At 72.0% G+C, this 19,693-nt stretch carries 20 protein-coding genes; 5 read left to right on the forward strand and 15 right to left on the reverse strand.

Annotation, left to right across the window (positions count from 1 at the left end; all coding sequences use genetic code 11):
• Positions 1–30: 30 nt before the first annotated feature.
• From ABZ815_RS41030 to ABZ815_RS41040, 3 genes are all read right to left on the reverse strand, one after another.
• A complete protein-coding gene (locus tag ABZ815_RS41030) occupies positions 31–1,203 on the reverse strand; it encodes a HAMP domain-containing sensor histidine kinase (RefSeq protein ID WP_357706789.1) in 1,173 nt (390 codons plus the stop codon).
• Between the two features lie 75 nt (positions 1,204–1,278).
• A complete protein-coding gene (glpK, locus tag ABZ815_RS41035) occupies positions 1,279–2,790 on the reverse strand; it encodes a glycerol kinase GlpK (protein ID WP_357706791.1) in 1,512 nt (503 codons plus the stop codon).
• A 21-nt stretch (positions 2,791–2,811) separates the two neighbouring features.
• Entirely contained in the window at positions 2,812–3,657 is an 846-nt protein-coding gene (locus ABZ815_RS41040; RefSeq protein ID WP_357706793.1) for an MIP/aquaporin family protein, read from the reverse strand.
• Between the two features lie 83 nt (positions 3,658–3,740).
• On the opposite strand from ABZ815_RS41040, the gene glpD reads away from it, so the two are divergent.
• Positions 3,741–5,411, forward strand: a complete 1,671-nt coding sequence (gene glpD, locus ABZ815_RS41045; RefSeq protein ID WP_357706794.1) for a glycerol-3-phosphate dehydrogenase — start codon at positions 3,741–3,743, stop codon at positions 5,409–5,411.
• A 10-nt stretch (positions 5,412–5,421) separates the two neighbouring features.
• Here glpD and ABZ815_RS41050 read toward each other — a convergent pair whose 3' ends face one another.
• From ABZ815_RS41050 to ABZ815_RS41060, 3 genes are all read right to left on the reverse strand, one after another.
• Positions 5,422–6,408: a S66 peptidase family protein gene (locus ABZ815_RS41050; RefSeq protein ID WP_357706796.1), complete on the reverse strand. Its 987-nt coding sequence runs from the start codon at positions 6,406–6,408 to the stop codon at positions 5,422–5,424.
• A complete protein-coding gene (locus ABZ815_RS41055; RefSeq protein ID WP_357706798.1) occupies positions 6,409–7,566 on the reverse strand; it encodes a ThiF family adenylyltransferase in 1,158 nt (385 codons plus the stop codon).
• 152 nt (positions 7,567–7,718) lie between these two features.
• Positions 7,719–8,999 (reverse strand): MFS transporter, encoded by a 1,281-nt coding sequence (locus ABZ815_RS41060; protein WP_357706800.1) that lies wholly within the window; start codon positions 8,997–8,999, stop codon positions 7,719–7,721.
• Between the two features lie 420 nt (positions 9,000–9,419).
• Between ABZ815_RS41060 and ABZ815_RS41065 the strand changes: the two genes are divergently transcribed.
• The 4 genes from ABZ815_RS41065 to ABZ815_RS41080 all read left to right on the forward strand — a co-directional run bounded on the left by ABZ815_RS41065 (position 9,420) and on the right by ABZ815_RS41080 (position 12,034).
• Positions 9,420–10,010: a hypothetical protein gene (locus ABZ815_RS41065; protein ID WP_357706802.1), complete on the forward strand. Its 591-nt coding sequence runs from the start codon at positions 9,420–9,422 to the stop codon at positions 10,008–10,010.
• Between the two features lie 7 nt (positions 10,011–10,017).
• A complete protein-coding gene (locus ABZ815_RS41070) occupies positions 10,018–10,512 on the forward strand; it encodes a hypothetical protein (RefSeq protein WP_357706803.1) in 495 nt (164 codons plus the stop codon).
• Positions 10,513–10,596: 84 nt separating this feature from the next.
• Entirely contained in the window at positions 10,597–11,100 is a 504-nt protein-coding gene (locus ABZ815_RS41075) for a hypothetical protein (protein WP_357706805.1), read from the forward strand.
• Between the two features lie 25 nt (positions 11,101–11,125).
• Entirely contained in the window at positions 11,126–12,034 is a 909-nt protein-coding gene (locus ABZ815_RS41080; protein WP_357706806.1) for a cation transporter, read from the forward strand.
• Here ABZ815_RS41080 and ABZ815_RS41085 read toward each other — a convergent pair.
• The 9 genes from ABZ815_RS41085 to ABZ815_RS41125 all read right to left on the reverse strand — a co-directional run bounded on the left by ABZ815_RS41085 (position 12,007) and on the right by ABZ815_RS41125 (position 19,668).
• On the reverse strand, positions 12,007–12,714 hold the full coding sequence (locus ABZ815_RS41085) for a hypothetical protein (RefSeq protein WP_357706807.1): 708 nt from the start codon (positions 12,712–12,714) through the stop codon (positions 12,007–12,009). The two genes, ABZ815_RS41080 and ABZ815_RS41085, sit on opposite strands and share 28 nt — an antisense overlap.
• On the reverse strand, positions 12,711–13,568 hold the full coding sequence (locus ABZ815_RS41090; protein WP_357706810.1) for a hypothetical protein: 858 nt from the start codon (positions 13,566–13,568) through the stop codon (positions 12,711–12,713). The genes ABZ815_RS41085 and ABZ815_RS41090 overlap by 4 nt, the downstream gene beginning before the upstream one ends.
• Positions 13,565–14,419: an ATP-binding cassette domain-containing protein gene (locus ABZ815_RS41095; RefSeq protein WP_357706811.1), complete on the reverse strand. Its 855-nt coding sequence runs from the start codon at positions 14,417–14,419 to the stop codon at positions 13,565–13,567. The genes ABZ815_RS41090 and ABZ815_RS41095 overlap by 4 nt, the downstream gene beginning before the upstream one ends.
• Positions 14,416–15,219, reverse strand: coding sequence for a zf-HC2 domain-containing protein (locus ABZ815_RS41100; protein WP_357706813.1), 804 nt, complete (start codon positions 15,217–15,219; stop codon positions 14,416–14,418). Before ABZ815_RS41100 ends, ABZ815_RS41095 begins: the two co-directional genes overlap by 4 nt.
• On the reverse strand, positions 15,216–15,743 hold the full coding sequence (locus ABZ815_RS41105; RefSeq protein WP_357706814.1) for an RNA polymerase sigma factor: 528 nt from the start codon (positions 15,741–15,743) through the stop codon (positions 15,216–15,218). The genes ABZ815_RS41100 and ABZ815_RS41105 overlap by 4 nt, the downstream gene beginning before the upstream one ends.
• 184 nt (positions 15,744–15,927) lie before the next feature.
• Positions 15,928–16,851, reverse strand: a complete 924-nt coding sequence (locus ABZ815_RS41110) for an oligopeptide/dipeptide ABC transporter ATP-binding protein (RefSeq protein WP_357706815.1) — start codon at positions 16,849–16,851, stop codon at positions 15,928–15,930.
• Positions 16,851–17,792 carry an ABC transporter ATP-binding protein gene (locus ABZ815_RS41115; RefSeq protein ID WP_357706816.1) on the reverse strand — a complete coding sequence of 314 codons (942 nt, stop codon included), beginning with the start codon at positions 17,790–17,792 and terminating at the stop codon, positions 16,851–16,853. Before ABZ815_RS41115 ends, ABZ815_RS41110 begins: the two co-directional genes overlap by 1 nt.
• Entirely contained in the window at positions 17,789–18,754 is a 966-nt protein-coding gene (locus ABZ815_RS41120) for an ABC transporter permease (RefSeq protein WP_357706817.1), read from the reverse strand. The genes ABZ815_RS41115 and ABZ815_RS41120 overlap by 4 nt, the downstream gene beginning before the upstream one ends.
• A complete protein-coding gene (locus ABZ815_RS41125; protein ID WP_357706819.1) occupies positions 18,751–19,668 on the reverse strand; it encodes an ABC transporter permease in 918 nt (305 codons plus the stop codon). The genes ABZ815_RS41120 and ABZ815_RS41125 overlap by 4 nt, the downstream gene beginning before the upstream one ends.
• Positions 19,669–19,693 lie beyond the last annotated feature (25 nt).

Consider the following 19,693-nt stretch of genomic DNA (forward strand, 5'->3'; position numbering starts at 1 on the left):
CCTCCAGACAGGCCGCCGCGGGGTCGTCCCTCAGTGGTTGGGCAGGCTGATCGTGACGGAGAGGCCGCCGCCCTCGCGCGGGGACGCGGTCACCTGGCCGCCGTGCGCCTGGACGACCGCGCGGACGATCGACAGTCCCAGCCCCGAGCCGTTCGCCGAGTCCACGCGGTCGGAGTTGAGCCGCCGGAACGGCTCGAACAGGCTGCCGATCTCGTACGCCGGCACGGGCTGCCCGGTGTTGGCCACGTGGACGACGACCTCCCCGGTCAGCGTCTCGTCGGTGCTGATCCAGATCTGCCCGTTCTGCGGGAGGTTGTACTTGATGGCGTTGTCCACCAGGTTGCCCACGGCGTGTTCGAGGAGGACCGGGTCGCCCTGCATGGTCGTGCCGCCGAGGCGCGAGGTGACGGTGACGCCGCGCCGGTCGGCGGAGGGCGTCAGTTGTTCCACCGCCGTCAGCGTCACGTCGTTGATGTCCACCGGCCTTCTGCGCGCGAGCTCCCGTTCGCTTCTGGCCAGCAGCAGCAGCCCTTCGATGAGTTTCTCGTTGCGCGCGTTCACTTCGAGCAGGGTGCGGGCGAGGGCCTTCAGGTCGGGTGAGGCCAGCGGGTCGGAGAGCGCGATCTCCAGGACCGTGCGGTTGATGGTCAGCGGCGTACGAAGCTGGTGGGAGGCGTTGGCGACGAAACGGCGCTGGGAGTTGAAGGCACTGTTGAGCCTGGTCAGCATCGAGTCGAAGGTGTCGGCCAGCTCCTTCAGCTCGTCCTCGGGGCCGTGGAGGTCGATGCGCTGGTGGGCCAGCGTGCTCTCGGAGAGTTTGCGGGCCGTCGCGGTCATCTTGGCGACGGGCCGCAACGCCCGGTCGGCGACCAGGTAGCCGCAGACGAGCGCGAACAGGCCGACGCCCAGCAGGATCAGCACGGACTGCTGGACCATGAGACGCAGTATCTGCTCGTTCAGCTTGACGGCCTGGATCTCGATCTGGTGCCGCCAGATCGTCACCAACGCGTCGGGCGTGCCCGGTGGCACGTCGAGCGAGAACTCCACGTTGTCCAGCACCGAGCGCAACAGCAGGTAGGTGACGGTCAGGAGGAGCGTGCCGCCGACGAACAGCATGGACCCGTACGTGAGCGTGAGGCGGGCGCGGATGCTCAGCCTGCCGAACAGCTCTCCGAGCGGTTTTCCGTGGAGCGGTAATCGCACGCGATCTCCTTCTGCCGGAGATCTCATTGTGGGGACCGCGGCGGTAAGCGCACGGTAAGGGCGTCCCGCGGGCGGTCAGGACTCCCAGTCGAGGGTGCGGCTCACCGCGCGTTTCCAGCCCTCGTACCCCTTCTCGCGCTGCTCGTCGCTCCACTCCGGGTTCCAGCGCCGGTCCTCGGCCCAGTTGGCGCGCAGTTCGTCGGTGTCCTTCCAGTAGCCGACGGCCAGCCCGGCGGCGTACGCGGCGCCCAGCGCGGTGGTCTCGGCCACCACGGGACGGCTGACCGGCACGCCCAGGATGTCGGACTGGAGCTGCATGCACAGGTTGTTCGCGGTGACCCCGCCGTCGACCTTCAGCACGTCCAGCACCACGCCGGAGTCCTGCTGCATGGCCTCCACGACGTCCCTGCTCTGGTAGCAGATGGCCTCCAGGGTGGCCCGCGCGAGGTGGGCGTCCCTGTTGTACCGGGACAGGCCGACGATCGCGCCGCGCGCGTCGGGCCGCCAGTACGGCGCGAACAACCCTGAGAACGCCGGGACGAAGTAGATGCCGCCGTTGTCGGTCACCTGCCGGGCCAGGTCCTCGCTCTGCGCCGAGGTACGGATGATGTGCAACTGGTCGCGCAGCCACTGCACGGCCGACCCCGTCACGGCGATCGAGCCCTCCAGCGCGAACACGGCGGGCTGGCCGGCGAACTTGTAGGCGACGGTGGTGAGCAGGCCGCGCTCGGAGCGTACGAGGTCGGTGCCGGTGTTGAGGAGCATGAAGTTGCCGGTGCCGTAGGTGTTCTTGGCCTCGCCGGGCGAGAAGCAGACCTGGCCGACGGTGGCCGCCTGCTGGTCGCCGAGGATCCCGGTGATCGGCACCTCGCCGGCGAACGGGCCGTACGCGCTGGTCACGCCGTAGGACGCGGGCTCGGACGACGGGCGGATCTCCGGCAGCATCTCGTGCGGGATGCCGAAGAAGGACAGCAGCTCGTCGTCCCACTCCAGCGTCTCCAGGTCCATGAGCATGGTGCGGCTGGCGTTGGTCACGTCGGTGACGTGCACGCCGCCGCGGACGCCGCCGGTGAGGTTCCACAGGGTCCAGGTGTCGGTGTTGCCGAAGACCGCCTCTCCCCGCCCGGCCGCCTGGCGCACGCCCTCGACGTTCTCCAGGATCCACTGGATCTTGCCGCCGGAGAAGTACGCGTCCGGCCGCAGGCCCGTCTTCCTGCGGATGACCTCGCCACGGCCGTCCTGTTCGAGCTGCGCGGCGATCCTGGCGCTCCTGGTGTCCTGCCACACGATGGCGTTGCAGTACGGGCGGCCGGTGCGCGGGTTCCACACGACCGTGGTCTCGCGCTGGTTGGTGATGCCCACAGCGGCCAGGTCGGTGTCGTGCAGCCCGGTGCGCTGGAGGGCGGTCTCGATCACCGCGGAGGTCCTGGTCGAGATCTCGATCGGGTTGTGCTCCACCCAGCCGGCCCTGGGCAGGATCTGCTCGTGTTCGAGCTGGAACTTGCACACCTCCAGGCCGCCGTGATTGAAGATCATGAATCTGGTGCTGGTGGTGCCCTGGTCGACGGCCCCCACGAAATCGGGCATGGTCGTTCTCCTCCGGTCGGGTCAGACGCGGCCCGCGTCCTCAAGGTCGGGCTCGGGCTCGGGGAGGAACCGGGCGATCATCAGCTGGTAGAGCCCGGCGCCGGCCACGCCGCCGAGCAGGGGGCCGACGATGGGCACCCAGAAGTACAGGTCGCCGTACTGGTCGCGCCAGGCGCCCGAGTAGCCGGTGAGGAAGCTGGCCAGGCGCGGCCCGAAGTCGCGCGCGGGGTTGATCGCGTAGCCGGCGTCGGCACCCCACGCCATGCCGATGCCGACGATGAGCAGGCCGATGACGACGGGGCTGAGGTTGGCGCTGGGCGCGAGGTTGTGCGAGTCGGACAGGGCGTACAGGACGAACATCAGGATGGCGGTGCCGATGATCTGATCGCGGAACCCGCCCCACATGCCCACCGGCAGCTCGCCGTTGCCGGGCAGGGTGGAGAAGACGATCTGGGTCTTCAGCGTGTGCCCGGGGTCCACCTTGGTCAGCACCTCCGTGTAGTTCCAGCGCACCAGCAGCGCCCCGACGAACGCCCCCACGGTCTGCGCCAGCGAGTACGGCAGCACCTTGGCCCAGGGGAACCCCCGGAAGGCCGCGAACGCCAGCGTGACGGCCGGGTTGAGATGGGCGCCGGTGATCCGGCCCGCGACGTAGACGCCGAGCGCGACGCCGATGCCCCACGCCCAGGCGATGCTGTCGTGGTCGCCGATGCCCGCCGCGACCACCTGGGCGACGACGCCCACCCCGAACAGGATGAGCACCATCGTGCCGGCGAACTCGGCGATGAGCTCACCGGCCAGTTCCCGCCGCTTGACACGTTCGACCACCGCTGCCCCCGCTTCCGTGGTGTCGGCGTTGTGTGCCATTCCCCGATCAGGGAAACGTATACGGATTGTGAGCAGTTGAGCACAAAACGTGGTTCGGGGGATCAATGAACATGACCGGGGCGATGGACGCCAGAAACCGTCAGGCCGCCATCGACCGGCTGGCCGAGCAGTCCTTCGACGTGCTCGTGGTCGGCGGCGGCGTGACCGGCGCGGGCGCCGCGCTGGACGCCGCCTCCCGCGGGCTGCGCGTCGCGCTCGTGGAGAGCCGCGACCTGGCCTCCGGCACGTCGAGCCGGTCCAGCAAGCTCATCCACGGCGGCCTGCGCTACCTGGAGCAGTTCGACTTCAAGCTGGTCCGCGAGGCGTTGAAGGAGCGCGACCTGCTGGTCTCGCGGCTGGCCCCGCACCTGGTCAAGCCGGTCACGTTCCTGTACCCGCTGCAGCACGGGCTCATCGAGCGGCCGTACGTGGGGGCCGGGCTCACCCTGTACGACACGTTGGAGGGCATGCGCCGGCCGATGCCCCGGCACCGGTACCTGTCGGTCAAGGAGTCCCGCCGGATGGCCCCCGGCCTCCGCGCCGACGCCGTGTCCGGCAGCATGATCTACTTCGACGCGCAGGTGGACGACGCCCGCTTCACGCTCGCCCTGGCCAGGACGGCCGCCGCGCACGGCGCCGTGGTCGCCACCCGGACGCGGGTCGTCGAGATGCTGCGCGACCAGGGCAACGAGCGGATCGTCGGGGCCCGCGTACGTGACGAGGAGACCGGCCGCGACCTCGACGTCAGGGCCGACGCCGTGGTGGTGTGCGCGGGCGTGTGGACCGACCCGATCAACGGGCTGCCCGGCTCGGCCCCGGCCGGCTTCAAGGTCAGGATGTCGAAGGGCGTGCACGTCATGGTGCCCGGCGAGGCCATCGACGCGTCCACCGGCATGATCATCCCTACCGAGAAGAGCGTGCTGTTCATCATCCCGTGGACGCGACGGCGGTGGATCGTCGGCACCACCGACACCGAGTACGACGGCGACCGGGAGGAGCCGTCGGCCACCGGCGAGGACATCGACTACATCCTCGACCACGCCAACGCCGTGCTGGCCCGGCCGCTGACCCGCGACGACGTGGTGGGCGTCTACGTGGGCCTGCGCCCGCTGGTGGCCGCCGACGAGAGCTCGGCGACCACCAAGCTGTCCCGCGAGCACGTCGTGGACGTGCCGATGCCCGGCCTGGCCACGATCGCCGGGGGCAAGTTCACCACCTACCGGGTCATGGCCAAGGACGTGGTCGACGCGGCGCTGGAGGGCTTCGACGTGCCGGACTCGGTGACCGACCGGCTGCCGCTGATCGGCGCGGACGGGCTGCCCGCCGTGCGCGTGTCCGTACGGCGTCTGGCCGAGGACCACGACGTGGACGCCGACGTCGTGGAGCACCTCGTCCAGCGCTACGGCACGCTGGCGCCGGAGGTGCTGTCCCTGGTCGACGGCGACCGCTCGCTCGGCGAGCCGCTGGTGGAGGGATGCCCGTGGATCAAGGCCGAGGCCGTGTACGCCGTCACGCACGAGGGCGCGCTGCACGCCGAGGACGTGCTGTCGCGGCGGACCCGGATGCTGATCGAGGCGATCCCCGCCGCGCTCGACGCGGCCCCCGTGGTGGCGCGGCTGATGGCCGGGCTGCTCGGCTGGGACGGGGCCCGGGTCGAGGCGGAGGTGGCGCGCTGCCGCACCCTGGTCGAGGCCGAGCAGAAGGCCCTGGCCGAGGCCACGGCTCCGCGCCGGGAGGCCGCCGCCGCGTCCTGAGGGCCGGCGGTCAGTGGCGCAGGAGGGTCAGCGACGGTTCGGGGGTGACGGTCAGGCGGGCCCGGCCGCCGATCGGGAAGGTGGCCAGCGGGTTGGTGTGGCCGACCTCGACGTTGGCCAGGACGGGGACGTCCCGCAACCCCGGCTGCGTCTCGACGATCTGCTCCAGCAGGGCGCGGGTCATGCGGCTGGCCTGCTGGAACCGTCCGATCACCAGGCCGCGGACGGTCTCGGCGCCCGGCTGCTGGAGCAGCGAGGTGAGGTCGCGGGCGAAGGTGGCCGGGTGCGACTCCAGGTCGTCCTCCACGACGAGCAGCGCGTCCTCCAGTGACGGCATGTACGGCGTGCCCTGAAGCAGGTTCAGGGTGCAGAGGTTGCCGCCCACGACGCGCCCCTCGGCGACGCCGGGCCGCAGCGGCCACCAGCCTTCGCCGGGGATCGGCTCGCGCTTGTCCTGGTCGAGGAACCACAGGTCGTCGGTCCAGTACGCCGCCGCCGAGAGCTCGACCGGCGCGTCACCGAACAGGACCGCGGTGAACCACTCCAGGGTCTGCTCGAAGTGGTCCCGCATCCCGAACGTCGACCAGTGGGGCCCCGAGTACGTGACCAGCCCGGCGCGGGCGAGGAAGGCGTTCTGCAGGGCGGTGATGTCGGAGTAGCCGCACACGATCTTGGGGTTGGCCCGGATCAGCTCCCAGTCGAGGTGCGGCAGGAGCTCGTTGCTGTTGTAGCCGCCGATGACCGTCAGGATCGCCGCCACCGACGGGTCGGCGAAGGCGTCGTGCAGGTCGGCGACGCGGGAGGCGACGCTGCTGGAGTTGAAGGCGTCCCGCTCGTCGACGTGGCGGCCGTAGGTGAGCGTCAGGCCGAGCTCGGCGAAGCGGGCGTCGATGAGCGCGGTGTGGTCGTGCTCCATGACCATCGCGCGCGAGCAGGCGGGCGCGACCACGCGGACCACGTCGCCCGCCTTGAGCTTGGGGGGATGGATGACGTCCATCTAGCGAAGCATAGGGGAGTCGTTCTCCGCCTCCGCCCACACCGCGAACGAGGCCGCGTCGGCGCCGTCGCCGCAGACCGGGCAGCCGTCCGGGTCGCGCGGCCACTGGGACATCACCTCCAGCTCGCCGGTCTCGAAGTGCACGTCGAGCTGACGGCCCAGGGCGATCGGCTCGGCGTGGCCGGTCACCAGCCGGATCGCCTCGCCGGTGATCAGCGACGCGACCAGCGCGATGTGCGGGGCGAAGGCGATGGTGACCCGGCCGTGCTCGACCCGCAGCGCCCCGGCGAGCTGGGACAGGTAGCTCGGGTCGGCGCGCGTGTAGTACAGGTGCAGGCAGTCCATGCAGCCCGTCTCGCGCGGGCGCACCGAGAACAACCGGCCGCGGGTGACGAACGAGCCGCCGCAGACGTAGGGCACCCCCTCCTTCACGCAGGCCGCGTTCACCCGCCGCTGCGCGACGAACGGCGGCTCGTCGATCGCGCAGATCGCCACCTCGGCGCCCCGGACGAGCGGGGCGACGTCCGCGGCCGACTCGATCCGGCGCTGCACGGCGGTGAACTCGACGTCGGGGTTCACCTCCTTGGCCAGCCGGGCGGCCACCGCGGTCTTGTACGCGCCGATGTCGCTCTCGCGGTAGAGGGACTGCCGGTTCAGGTTGCCCAGCTCGACCCGGTCGTAGTCGACGGCCGTGATCCTGCCGAAACCGGCCGCGAGCAGCATGGGCAGGATGTAGGAGCCGCCGCCGCCCAGCCCGAGCAGCACGCAGTGGGCGGACCGCAGCCGGTCCTGCGGCTGCTCGCGCGCGGCGGACAGGCCGGCGTAGTGGCTGAAGTAGTTGACGTTGCCCTCGTAGCGGCCGTCCTCGTAGGGCGTGGGCCGCGCTTCCTCAAGGAAGCCGCGCCCGTCCAGGTCGCGGACGGCGGTGAGCACGTCCTCGACGCCGATGCCCGGGTGCGCCCGGCCGACCGCCGCGGCGACCTCGCCGAGCGGCCGCGCGCCGTCCAGCGCCTCGACGAGGGTCCAGAGCTGCCCGTACGGGTCGGTGAAGTCCACCGTGACGCCGGCCTGGGCGCCGATGCGGAAACGCCGGTCGTCCAGCCGGTACACGGGATAGATGGGTTTGACGCGGATGTGGCTGTCCAGGGAGGGGGTCATCGTCGTCCTTTCATTTCGCGGTCGCTTCGGAAATGGCCGAGCGGGCATCCGGGGAGCGGCCGTTCTCCCCGGATGCCCTGAAACTGTCTGCCGCTGTGTTGCGGGTCTACCGTCGGGCTCAGAAAACGATCCAGCTCACCTCGACCGGCGCGTCAGTGCCCAGGTCGCTCATCTCGTAAGTCATGCGATTCACCTCCCTTCGCGAAGTTCCGGACCGGCCCGGAGACGAGGCCGGCCACACCTGCCGCGGCCACCAGTACGGCGCCGAGGACGAACACCGTCCTCGGACCGGCCGCGGAAGCCATGAGTCCCGCGAGCAGCGCGCCCACGGGGAAGATCCCGAACGAGGCCACCAGCAGTGCCCCGGACACCCGCCCGCGCACCGCCGCGGGCAGCGTGGTGTGCACGACGGTGATCAGCAGCACGTTGCCCGCCGCGTTCGCCGCGCCCGCCCCGAGGAAGAGCGCCGCGGGCCAGACCTGGCCCTCGATCAGGCCGACCGCGCCGAGCAGCGCGGCCTGCGGGAGCATCAGCAGCACCGCCGCCTGCACCGGGTTGCGCGGGGCGCGCAGCAGGCCCGCCACGACGCTGCCCGCGAGCGCGCCGAGCCCGAAGGCGCCCAGCACGATCCCGTACGCGGTGGAGAACGTCGCCGGCGCGGTCTCGTGCAGCAGCGCGGGCAGCCCGACCTCCAGAATCCCGGCGAAGCCGAGATTTCCGGCGGCGGCCAGCGTCAGGATCACCCTGAACAGCGGGAACCCGCGCACGACGGCCCACATGCCGGCCCCGCCGCCGCCCTGCTCAGGACGCACCCGTCCGGGGCGCGGCCGGACGAACCAGAGGGTCGCGACCGACACCGCGAACGAGGCCGCGTCCACGGCGAGCGCCGGCCCCGGGCCCAGCCGGGCGACGAACACGCCCGCGACCACCGGCCCGGTCAGCGCGACGGCCTGCGCGGTCGCGTAGTTGCGGCTGTTGGCGGTCTGGACGTGCCGCTCCTCGACGATGTCGGGGATGATGGCGAAGTTCGCCGGCAGGAAGACGCCTCCGGCCAGGCCGAGCACCGCCGTGCCCGCCGCCAGCGCCCACAGGCGGTCCTCGCCGTTCCAGGCCAGGGCGCACAGCAGACCGGCGGCCGGGGCCCGCACGACGTCGGCCGCCAGCATGATCGGCCTGGGCGTCCAGCGGTCCGCGAGCGGGCCGCCGAGCACGAGACCGAGCAGCCGGAAGAGGCCGTAGACCGTCAGCACCGTCCCCAGGGCCGCGGTGCCGTGCCGCAGCAGCACGATCCCCGGGAGGGCGACGACGTAGAACTGGTCGCCGAAACCGGACAAGCCCTGGCCGGTGACGAGCAGCGCCAGCGACGGCACCGGAGAACGGCGGCGCCCGGTGACGTGTCCGGCGGGGATCGAGTGTTTCGACGAGTGGCTCACGTCATGGAGGGCGTTCCACCCCGTTCCAGGGCCGTTCCATGGAGGCGCCGAACGGTCGTCCGCCATCAGCCCGAAACCGGACGTTGCTCAATAATTCCGGCGACAGTGTGCACGTTTGTTATGGACGGCCGATAAACGTGCGACCACAATGCCGCCGACGGGACTATTGATAAAGTTGCAAACCCCTGTCAATCGAGCCGAAGAACTGGCAAATGTAGGCCGAATGTAGCCATTCGTGTTCCGCTAGCACACGGGCCGGGGCCGGACAAGGAGTTGCTCGCCGTTCAGCGGCGTGAATAACTGACGCTCAATACCCGGCGGAGAGCCGGGGAGACATTCACAAAAGCTGCACGGACGGGTGCCGCGACCAACGATCCCCGTCCGTGGAGCACCATTCGATGCAGAGGGAGCCTACCCACGATGTCGCTGAAACGCACGCTCTCGGCAACCGCACTGATCGCACCGCTCGCGATTCTGGGCGCGACGCCGGCCTTCGCCGACGAGCCCCGGCCCGTTCCCGGCAATCCGAACGTGGTCGTCGGCTTCGACGACGACACGGAGATCTTCCGCGCCAAGTCCTCCGCTCCTTCCCTGGCGATGGCCTGCCCGCCTGGGGAGGTCAGTTATCGGGTCTCCACCTACAGCAACAGCCACAAGGCGATCGGCCCGACGCAGTCGAACCACAACAGCACCTCGCACGCCGCGACGTCCACCTTCACCGCCACCGTCTCCGGCACGGTCTCGGTCTCCTGGAACGTCTCCGGCAGCCTGAAGGTGGACAGGCTCATCGCCGGGGCCGAAGTGGCCACGGGCGTGAATCTGTCCGCCAGTCTCACGGCTTCATTGGGCAACACCATCTCGATCCCGACTCCCGCCCGCAAAACCACCACCGCCACGTACGGCGTCTGGCGTAAGAAGACCAACGGCATTTATCACGTATGCGGCCAAAAGCCGAAAAACGTAACCGCCTGGACTCCATGGCGCGTCGGCTGGTACCTCAAACAAAGGTGATCTCGACATGATGATCCGACAGGTGGCGTCTCTCGCCATTCCCTGCTGCCTTCTCGCCCTGGCGACGGCCTGCACGGCTGCGCCTACGACCGATCCGGCGGCTGAGCGGCGGGACGCCACCCCGTCGGCCCCTCCCAGCAAGACAGCGGCGGTCCCTCCCACCGAGACCCCGGCGAGCACGCCACCGCCCGAACCCGCGTCCCTGCGCCTGCCGGGCATGGAGGCCGGCACCATCACCGTCCTCAAGGCGGGCCCGAGGAAGGGGTCCATGGTCGTGGGCGACGTGCCCCCCGGCAAGGACGAGCTGTGGGTCCTGTTCCGCTGCCGGGGGGAGGGCAAGGCGGAGATCATCCTGGAGCCGGGCATCGACATGCCCTTCACCTGCCTCGACGACATGATCAGCCCCATCATGAACCGCCTCGATCTGGGCCGCAGGAAGACCCTGACGGTACGGGTCCAGGCCCCGGACTCGGTCGAGTGGGCCTTGCGCGTGACACGCTGAGGATGGTGTTCGCGGCGGGGTGCGGCACGCCGGGTGAGGAGGAACTCCGGGGTGAGATCCGTCCTGGAGCCTAGGGTGTTTGCCATGGTCAAGTGGCTTGTACTCCTGCTCGCTTGCGCGTTGACCGGGTGCGCCGGTCCTGTCGGGACGGCCGGGCGCACGTCGGCGCCCACTTCCGAACCCGCGTCCGAACCCGCGTCCGAATCCACGTCCGGCTCGTCCACGTCGCCGCCCGACGCCGCCGGCGGCGCGGGCGGACGGGAGTTCGGCGGGTGCGGGGACGCCCGGTGCGAGGTCACCCTCAGGGCGGGGGACGTCCTGAAGTTCGGGCAGCGTCACGGGATCTCCCGCTTCGCCGTCGGGAGCGTCGAGGGCGACAAGGTCACCTGGGAGGCGGACTTCACCGGGGCCGGGGACATGAGCTCCCAGGGCGAACAGGGCGGCTCGTCCACCTGCAAGTTCGACGAGGGCGGCGGCTGCACGGGCTACATCCGGGGCGTCACCACGCTCACCCTGAACGACGTCGTCCTGCGCTTCCTCTCCTTCGACCGCGGCCGCGCCGTCGTACGGGTGACGCCCAAACGATGATCGCCTGCCGGGAGGCCGCTCCGGCATGAGCGCGCAGCCGAGCAGCCGGACCAGCGTGATCGTCACCATGGTGGTCGTGGCGACGCAGGCCGTCGTCCTCGGGGTGCTGGCGGCGGCCACCGGCTCGGCCATCCTGTACGCCGAGGCCATGTTCAGCGTGGCCGACCTCGGGGTGGAGGCGTTCCTGCTGATCGGGCTGGCGCGGGTGGCGCGTCCGGCCGACGAGCGCCACCCGCTGGGCTACGGGCAGGAGATCTTCTTCTGGTCGCTGTTCGCCGCCGTGGGGCTGTTCGTGGGCGGGGGCGTCGCGTCGATCGTGGAGGGCCTGGGCGAGCCGTCGGCCTCGGGCGGTTCGTACGCGCTGGGCTACCTGGTGATCACCCTGATCACGGTCAGCGACGGGTGGGCGCTGGCCGTCTCGGTACGGGCCCTCGGCGCGCGGGCCGCGGTGACCGGCCGGTCGTTGTGGTCGGAGCTGCTGACCGGGAGCGACCCGGCGGCCAAGACCGTCACGCTGGCCAACGCGGCGGCCGTGGTCAGCGGCCCGATCGCGCTGGCCGGGCTCGGGCTGCACCAGGCGACCGGGAACGAGGTCTACGACTCGCTGGGCAGCGTGCTGATCGGGATCCTGCTGGTCGCCGTCTCGGGTCTGCTGTTGCGGCTCAACCAGAACCTCGTCGCCGCGCCCAGCGTGGACGCCGCCGACCTGGCCCGCATCCGCCGCGCGATCGCCGAGGTGCCCGGGGTCGCCGGGGTGCGCAGGGTGATCGCGGTGATCGTGGGCCCTCACCAGGTCATGGTGGCCGCCCGGGTGACCCTCACCTCGGCCACGGACCTTCCCGGGGCCGAGCGGGCGATGTCGGCGGTGGAGGAGCGGCTGCGGCGGCGTCCGGAGATCCGCGAGGTCTACGTCACGCCGGTCGCCCCGGAATGAGCCCGCGCCCTGTCACGTCGCGGCGACGGCACCCGGGGGTGCGGGTCCTGGAGAGCTTCCTGGAGGGGGCTCGGGTTCTGGAGGAGGGCTCTGATCTCCTGGCTGATCGTGTTCATGGCGGCGCTCAGGTCGAGCAGGAGCCGGTCGGCCGCGGCGGGGTCGGTGCGGTGGCCGGTGGCGGCCGCGTCGACCGTCCCGGCCAGGTCGCGCAGGGCCCGGCCGAGCCCTTCGTGCAGGTCATGGTGGAGGCGGCGGCGTTCCTCCTCGCGGATGGCGAGCACGCGTTCCCTGGTCCGGCGCAGGTCCGCGACGACGGCCGCGGTGTGGGCGGCGTCGGCGACGTACGGGGTGACCGCGGCGACCGCCCGCGGATCGGCGAACGGGGTGATCAGCAGGCGGCCCACCGCCCGTCCGTGCCACACCAGCGGCACGTCATGAGCGACCGGCCCGGGATCGCCCGACGTGATCCGGGTGCCCGGCAGTTCCACGGCGACCGCGGTGGCCGGCAGTCCTTCTCGTACCAGCTCGATCACGGCGGCCAGCGCGGCCTGCGGGCCGTTGGCGGAGATGGCCCGCTGGAGCCGCCGGACGAGCAGCGCACGCGCCCGGCCCCGCGCGCCGGGCAGCCGGTCGAGCAGGCGCCGCGCGGCGGGCGGGGTCATGGCGGTCGTGGAGGTCATGGCAGTTGCCGGATCGCGGCCACCGACGCGGTCACGACCAGGGCGGCGCCGATGCCGACCCAGAGCCCGCGCCGGTCCGAGTCGCGGGTCATCGCCAGCGCCCCGGCCCCCAGGCTCAACGCCAGCAGGTAGAGGGCGTGCCAGGCGGGCGAGCCCGGCAGGAAACCCACGCCCTCCAGGTACGGCGGCGGCCCCCACCGCGCGAACTCGACGTACAGGCCCAGCATGGACAGCGTCGAGTGGTGCGGCTCCACCCGCTGGTTGACGACGATCAACGCGAGCATCACCAGGACGGACACCCCGGGCCACGGCAGCCACCGGGCCACCGCCACCCCCAGGAAACAGGCGCCGAGCATGCACAACGGCCCCGCCGCGATCTCGTGGACGCTCGGGAAACGCTCCAGCTCGACGTCGGCGGCCACGTAGACGGACACCATGACGGCCTGGATCGCGCAGGCCAGCAGGAACGGCCCCAGCCCGGCCAGGCAGCAGGCCGCCGTGCGCAGGTTCCGGCCGACGGGGGTGACGGCCAGCAGTTCGTCCGTGCCCGCGCGTCTGGTGGCCGAGGCCGTGAGCGTCGCGGCGAAGAAGATCGGCAAGCCCCACAGGACGACGAAACCGTTGGTGAGCGCGCTGTAGGCGGGCCGGGGCGCCCATTCCGTGGTGGCGAGGCCGAGCAGGTACAGGGCCAGGCCCGCGATCGCGAGCGGGTGCAGCATCAGCCGCCGCGTCTCGGCCAGCGCGAGCGCGGGCAGCAGGTGCGCGGGCAGCGGATGGACGGGCTCGCCACCGTTCTCCAGCAAGTCCGGCGTGCGGGGGGTGTCCGGAGGGGAGGCATCGGGGTCGCGGGTCATGCCGAAGCCTCCGTGATGTCCGTGGTGTTGGTGGTTGTGGTGAGGAGCAGCAGGTAGCCATCCTCCAGGGTCGGGTCGGCGGGGCGGGCGTTACGGGGGGCGGGGCCGAGGCCGCGGTACAGGCCGTCGCCGGTCCGCCGCGACGTCCCTGCCGCCTTCTCCGCCGACACCCAGACCTGCCCCTCGGCCAGCGCCCGGAGCTCCCGAGGAGCCCCCGCGAACACGCACCGGCCCGCCTTGAGCACGGCCACCCGGTCGCAGAGGGCGGCGACGTCGTCGGTCTGATGGGTGGACAACACGACCGTACGGTCCTGGCCGAGGCGCGCGACCAGCTCGCCGAACAGCAGCCGCTGCTCCGGGTCCAGCCCGGCGGCGGGCTCGTCCAGGAGGATCAGCTCGGGCTCGCCCAGCAGGGCCTGGGCGATGCCGAGACGCCGCCGCATGCCGCCCGACAACGTACGGACCCGCCTGCCGCCGACGGACGTGAGCCCGACCTCCTCGATCACCCGGCGCACCTCGTCGTGCCTGGACCGGCGGTGTGTCATCTCCTTCAGGATCGCCACGTAGTCGACGAACTCGAAGACGGTGACACCGCGTTGGAAGCCCAGGTCCTGCGGCAGGTAGCCGAGCCGCCGCCGGATCTCCAGCCGTCCGGCGGCCGGGTCGCGGCCGAGCAGCCGCAGCTCGCCCTCGTCCGGCGCGAGGACGGTCGCGAGGACCCGTACCAGGGTGCTCTTGCCCGCGCCGTTCGGGCCGAGCAGGCCGGTGACGCCCTTGCCGGCGGTGAGGGTGAGCCCGTCCAGGGCCCGGTCGCGGCCGTAGGTCTTCACCAGGCCGACTGCCTCGATCATGAGAACTCCCTGCGCCGGACGACGAGCAGGACGACGGACACGACGGTGACGGCCAGGTAGCCGGCCTGCCCGGCGGCCCCGAACATGGCCAGATCCGGCTCGCGTACGTTCGTGCCGACGACCGCGGCCACCCAGGGGACGGTCACCGCGATCGCGCAGCGGCGCGGGTCGTACCGGCTGGACAGCGCCAGGGTCAGCGAGGTGAGGGCGAGCGAGGGCAGCAGCCACGCGGCGGTCGCCCAGCCGCCGCCCGGCAGGGTCAACCCGGCCGCCAGCGCCAGCGCCGACGAGGACGCCACCACGGCGGCGGCCCGCATCAGCATCAGCCGGAACGTCGAGTACGGCGCGGCCAGCCCGATCTCGTAGGCCGGATCCCCGTCCCGCCCGAAGGCCACGGCGACCCCGGCCACCGGCACGACCGGCGCCAGTGTGAGGAACGTCAGCAGCCCCCACCGGTTCGTCTCCCCCGAGGCCAGCGCGGCGAAGAACAGCGCCACGGCGCTGGCGGCCAGCCACGGCAGCCGCAGCGAGACCGTGGCCCCGAGCAGCCGGGCCGTGTGCTCGCGCACCCCGGCGGCCCGCAGCAGCCGTTCGACCGGGCGGGGCGCGGGGGCGTCCACGGTGTCGGCGATGTCGTCCCAGACCCGGTCCAGGCGGGCCCGCGGCACCCGCGGGGCCAGCAGGAGGCGGCACTGCTCGCAGGCCAGCAGGTGGGCCTCGACGGAGGCGGCCGGCGTCGCGGGCAGTTCGCCCGCCGCGTACGCCGCGGCCATGCCGTCGTCCATGTGCCAGGTGCTCACGCCAGTTCCTCCCTCAGCAGCGCGCGGGCGCGCATCATCCGGGTCTTGACCGTCCCCACGGGGATGCCGAGCAGCCGTCCGGCCTCGCGGGTGGTCAGGCCGTCCAGGACGGTCGCCTGGACCACGGCGCGCAGCTCCGGGGAGAGCCGGTCGAGCGCCCGGCCGAGCTCGCCGTACTCGATGCCGAGCAGCACCTGCTCCTCGGCGGAGACCATGACCTGCTCGTGGGCCGGCAGCACCGCCGCGGGGCGGCGGCGCAGGTGGTCGAGCAGGCGGCGCACGCCGATCCCCCAGATCCAGGCCGCGACCTCGCCCTGCCCCTTCCAACTGCGCGCGGTACGCCAGACCGCGACGAAGGTGTCCTGGACGGCCTCGTCCACCAGGGCGGGGTCGGCGCAGCGGCGGGTGAGCCGGAGGAGGAGCCAGGGCGCGTGCCGGGCATAGAGGACTTCCAGCGCACGCCGGTCGCCGTCGGCCACGGCCTCCAGCAGCCGGGCGTCCTGCCACGTCTCGTGCTCGCTCACGGGAGCCCGTTCATCGGTGTCATGCCTCTCTGTCGCATCCCTCCGCTCCGGCGGTTCACGAACTGGGATGCGCGTTTCACCCGACAAGGGGGATGTGAGAGGAAAGGTACTGGTGACACCGACCCGACCGAGCCCCCGGGAAGCCGGTCCGCTCAGGGAACCGGCCTCCCGGAGGCAGGCCCGGTCACTCCTCCGGGAAGTGGCAGCTCACCTGTCGTCCCCGTACCGTCGTGAGCACGGGCGGCTCCGTCCGGCACAGCGACTGGGCCTTCGGGCAGCGCGGATGGAAGGCGCAGCCGGGCGGCGGCGCGAGCGGGCTGGGCGGGTCGCCGTGCAGGACGATGCGCTCCCGCGCCGCCTCCACCTCCGGATCGGGCACCGGCACGGCCGACAGCAGCGTGCGCGTGTACGGATGGGCGGGATCGGCGTAGACGGTGGCCGAGGAGCCGGTCTCCACGATCCGGCCCAGGTACATGACGGCGACCGTCTCGCACATGTGCCGCACCACCGACAGGTCGTGCGCGATGAACAGGTAGCCGAGCCCGAGGTCGGCCCGCAGGTCGGCGAGCAGGTTGACGATCTGGGCCTGGATGGACACGTCCAGCGCCGAGACCGGCTCGTCGCAGACGACCAGGCGGGGGCGGGAGGCGAGCGCGCGGGCGATGCCGATCCGCTGCGCCTGGCCGCCGGAGAACTCGTGGGGGTAGCGGTCGGCGTGCTCGGCGTCCAGGCCGACGAGCCTGAGCAGCTCGACGACGCCGTCCCGGTCCACGGTCCGGCGCGGCCCGGCGACGATCTGCCGGACGGTGTGGCGCGGGTTCAGCGACGCGTACGGGTCCTGGAAGATCATCTGGAGCCGTCCGCGCATCGGCAGCAGGGCCCGGGGGCCCAGGTGGGTGATGTCCTGGCCGTCGAAGGTGACGGTCCCGCCGGTGGGCTCCAGCAGCCGGACGATCATGCGCCCGGTCGTGGACTTGCCGCAGCCCGACTCGCCCACCAGCCCGAGCGCCCGGCCCTCGGGCACGTCGAAGCTCACGCCGTCCACCGCCCGGACCCGTTGCCCGCGGCGTACGGGGAAGGTCATCCGCAGGTCGCGTACGGAGAGCATCAGTGGTCGGCTCCTTCCAGATGGCACGCGACCCGGTGGGGCTCGCCCGCGAGCGGCGGTCGCGTGGTCGCGCAGACGTCGAGGGCGGCCGGGCAGCGCGGGTGGAACCGGCAGCCCGGTGGCGGCGCGAGCAGCGAGGGCGGCGCTCCCGCGATGGCCCGCAGGCGGGCACGGCCCGGGTCCGCGCCGGGCACCGAGTCCAGCAGGGCCCGCGTGTACGGGTGCAGCGGCCGTTTGAAGATCTCCCTGGCCGGCGCGTGCTCCACGGTCCGGCCGCCGTACATGACCAGGACGTCGTCTGCCATGCGCGCCACCACGCCCAGGTCGTGGGTGATCAGGACGACCGCGAGCCCCCGGTCGCGCTGGATGCGCGCGATCAGGTCGAGGATCTGCGCCTGGACGGTCACGTCCAGCGCCGTCGTCGGCTCGTCGGCGATCAGCACGCCCGGCTCGCAGGCCAGCGCCATCGCGATCATCACCCGCTGCCGCATGCCGCCCGAGAAGCGGTGCGGATGCTCCCCGGCGCGCCGCCGCGGCTCCGGGATGCCCACCTCGGCCAGCATCTCGACCGCCCGCTCACGAGCCACCCGCCTGCCGGTACGGCGGTGCAGCCGGTACGCCTCGGCGATCTGCTCCCCCACGGTGAAGAACGGATGCAGCGACGACAGCGGATCCTGGAAGATCATCGAAACCGCGCTGCCGCGCAGCCGGCGCAGCCGTTCGGCCGGGGCGCCGACGAGCTCCTCCCCGTCGAGCTCGATCGACCCGGCGACGGTCGCCCGGCGGTGCAGCCCGAGCACGGACAGCGCGGTCACCGACTTGCCCGACCCGGACTCGCCGACGACGCCCAGGGTGCGCCCCCGCGCCACGCCGAACGACACGCCGTCCACGATCCGGACGTCGCCGAAGCTCACGGACAGGTCGCGCACGGAAAGGATCACGAGTACCTCACCCTGGGGTCGATGACCGCGTAGACCAGGTCCACGAGCAGGTTGGCCAGCACGATGAAGAAGGCCGCGAGCAGCGTCGTGCCGAGGATCACGGGCTGGTCGGACTTGACGATGCCGTCGTAGGCCAGCCGTCCCACGCCGGGCAGGCCGTACACGGTCTCGGTGATCATCGCGCCGGCGAGCAGGCCGCCCAGGTCCATGCCGAAGACGGTGACGATCGGGGTCATGGCCGCGCGCATGCCGTGCTTGGCGACCACGGTCCGCTCGTGCAGGCCCTTGGCGCGGGCCGTCCTGATGTACGGCTCGGCCATCGTCTCGATCATCTGCGCGCGGGTGAGCCTGGCGTACATGGCGGCGTACAGGGCGGCCAGCGTGACCCAGGGCAGGATCAGGTTGCCGGCCCAGGCGGCGGGGTCGTCGGTGAGCGGCACGTACGCCGGGTACGGCAGCAGCCCCGTCACCCGTACCACCAGCAGGAGCAGGACCATCGCCACGAAGTAGACCGGCAGGGAGGCGCTGGTCAGCGTGGCGATCATCAGCGTCCGGTCCAGGGCGCTCCCCCGGCGCAGCGCCGACACCACCCCGACCGTGACGCCCACGACCAGCCACAGCAGGGCCGCGCCGATCGCCAGGGACGTGCTGGCCCCCAGCCGGTCGATCAGCAGGTCCCAGACCGGCAGCGCGTTCTGGTAGGAGAACCCGAGGCAGGGCACGTGGCAGCCGGGACGTCCGGCGAAGATGCCCGCGACGTAGCCGCCGAACTGCTCCCACAGCGGCCGGTCCAGCCCCATCTGCGCGCGCACCTCGGCGACCCGCTCGGGCGTGCAGGTCTTGCCGCACGCCTGGACCGCCGGGTCGGACGGCAGCACGTAGAAGATCACGAAGGTCACCGCGCAGATCACCAGCAGCACTCCGGCGACCGCGAGGGCCCGTCTGAGCAGGTACGACGTCACTGCGCCGCCCCCTTGGGGTCGATGGCGTCGCGCAGGGCGTCGCCGAGGAGGGTGAAGGCGAGCACGGTCAGGAACAGGCAGGTGCCGGGGATGAGCAGGTACATCGGATCCACCTCGTACCAGAGCATCGCCTCCTGGATCATCTGCCCCCAGGAGGCGGTCGGCGGGCGCACCCCGACGCCGAGGAACGACAGCGCCGCCTCGGTGCCGATGTTGGCGGGCACGGCGAGCGTCGCGTACACGAGGATCGGCGCGGTGATGTTGGGCATGATCTCGCGGAAGACGATGACGCCGTTCAGCGCGCCGCCGACCCGGGCGGCGTCCACGTACTCGCGGTGCTTGACGGAGATCGCCTGCCCGCGCACGATCCGCCCGATGTACGGCCAGCCGAACCCGCCCATCACGCACACGAGCAGGACCATGCGGTCGCCGTCAGGCATGACCGAGATGAGGGCGATCATGAAGATCAGGCTCGGGAACGACATGAGCAGGTCCATGGTCCGGCTGATCACCGCGTCCGCCCAGCCGCCGAGGTAGCCGGCCAGCAGGCCGAACACGGTGCCGAGCAGCACCGACACCAGGGTCGCCAGGGTGGAGACGAGCAGCGAGACGCGGGCGCCGTACACGATGCGGCTGAAGACGTCGCGGCCGTTGACGGGCTCGACGCCGAGCCAGTGCTCGCCGCTGACGCCGCCCAGCATCCCCTTGGGCACGCCCGCGAGCTCCTGGTCGATCGCGGCCGGGTCGAAGGCGTCCGGCGGCCAGCCGTTCACCTGGGTGAGCAGCGGCGCGGCGAGCGCGACCAGCACCAGGACCGTCACCACGGCCAGCCCGAACCGGGCGGCGGCGCCGCCCAGCAGGCGCCTGCGGACCAGCCGGGCGGGCGGGCTCGCCGTGACGACCGTCGCCGTCATGTCCGGATCCGCCGGAATCCGGGGT

Source organism: Nonomuraea sp. NPDC047529, assembly GCF_040642995.1.
In the GTDB taxonomy this organism is placed as follows: domain Bacteria; phylum Actinomycetota; class Actinomycetes; order Streptosporangiales; family Streptosporangiaceae; genus Nonomuraea.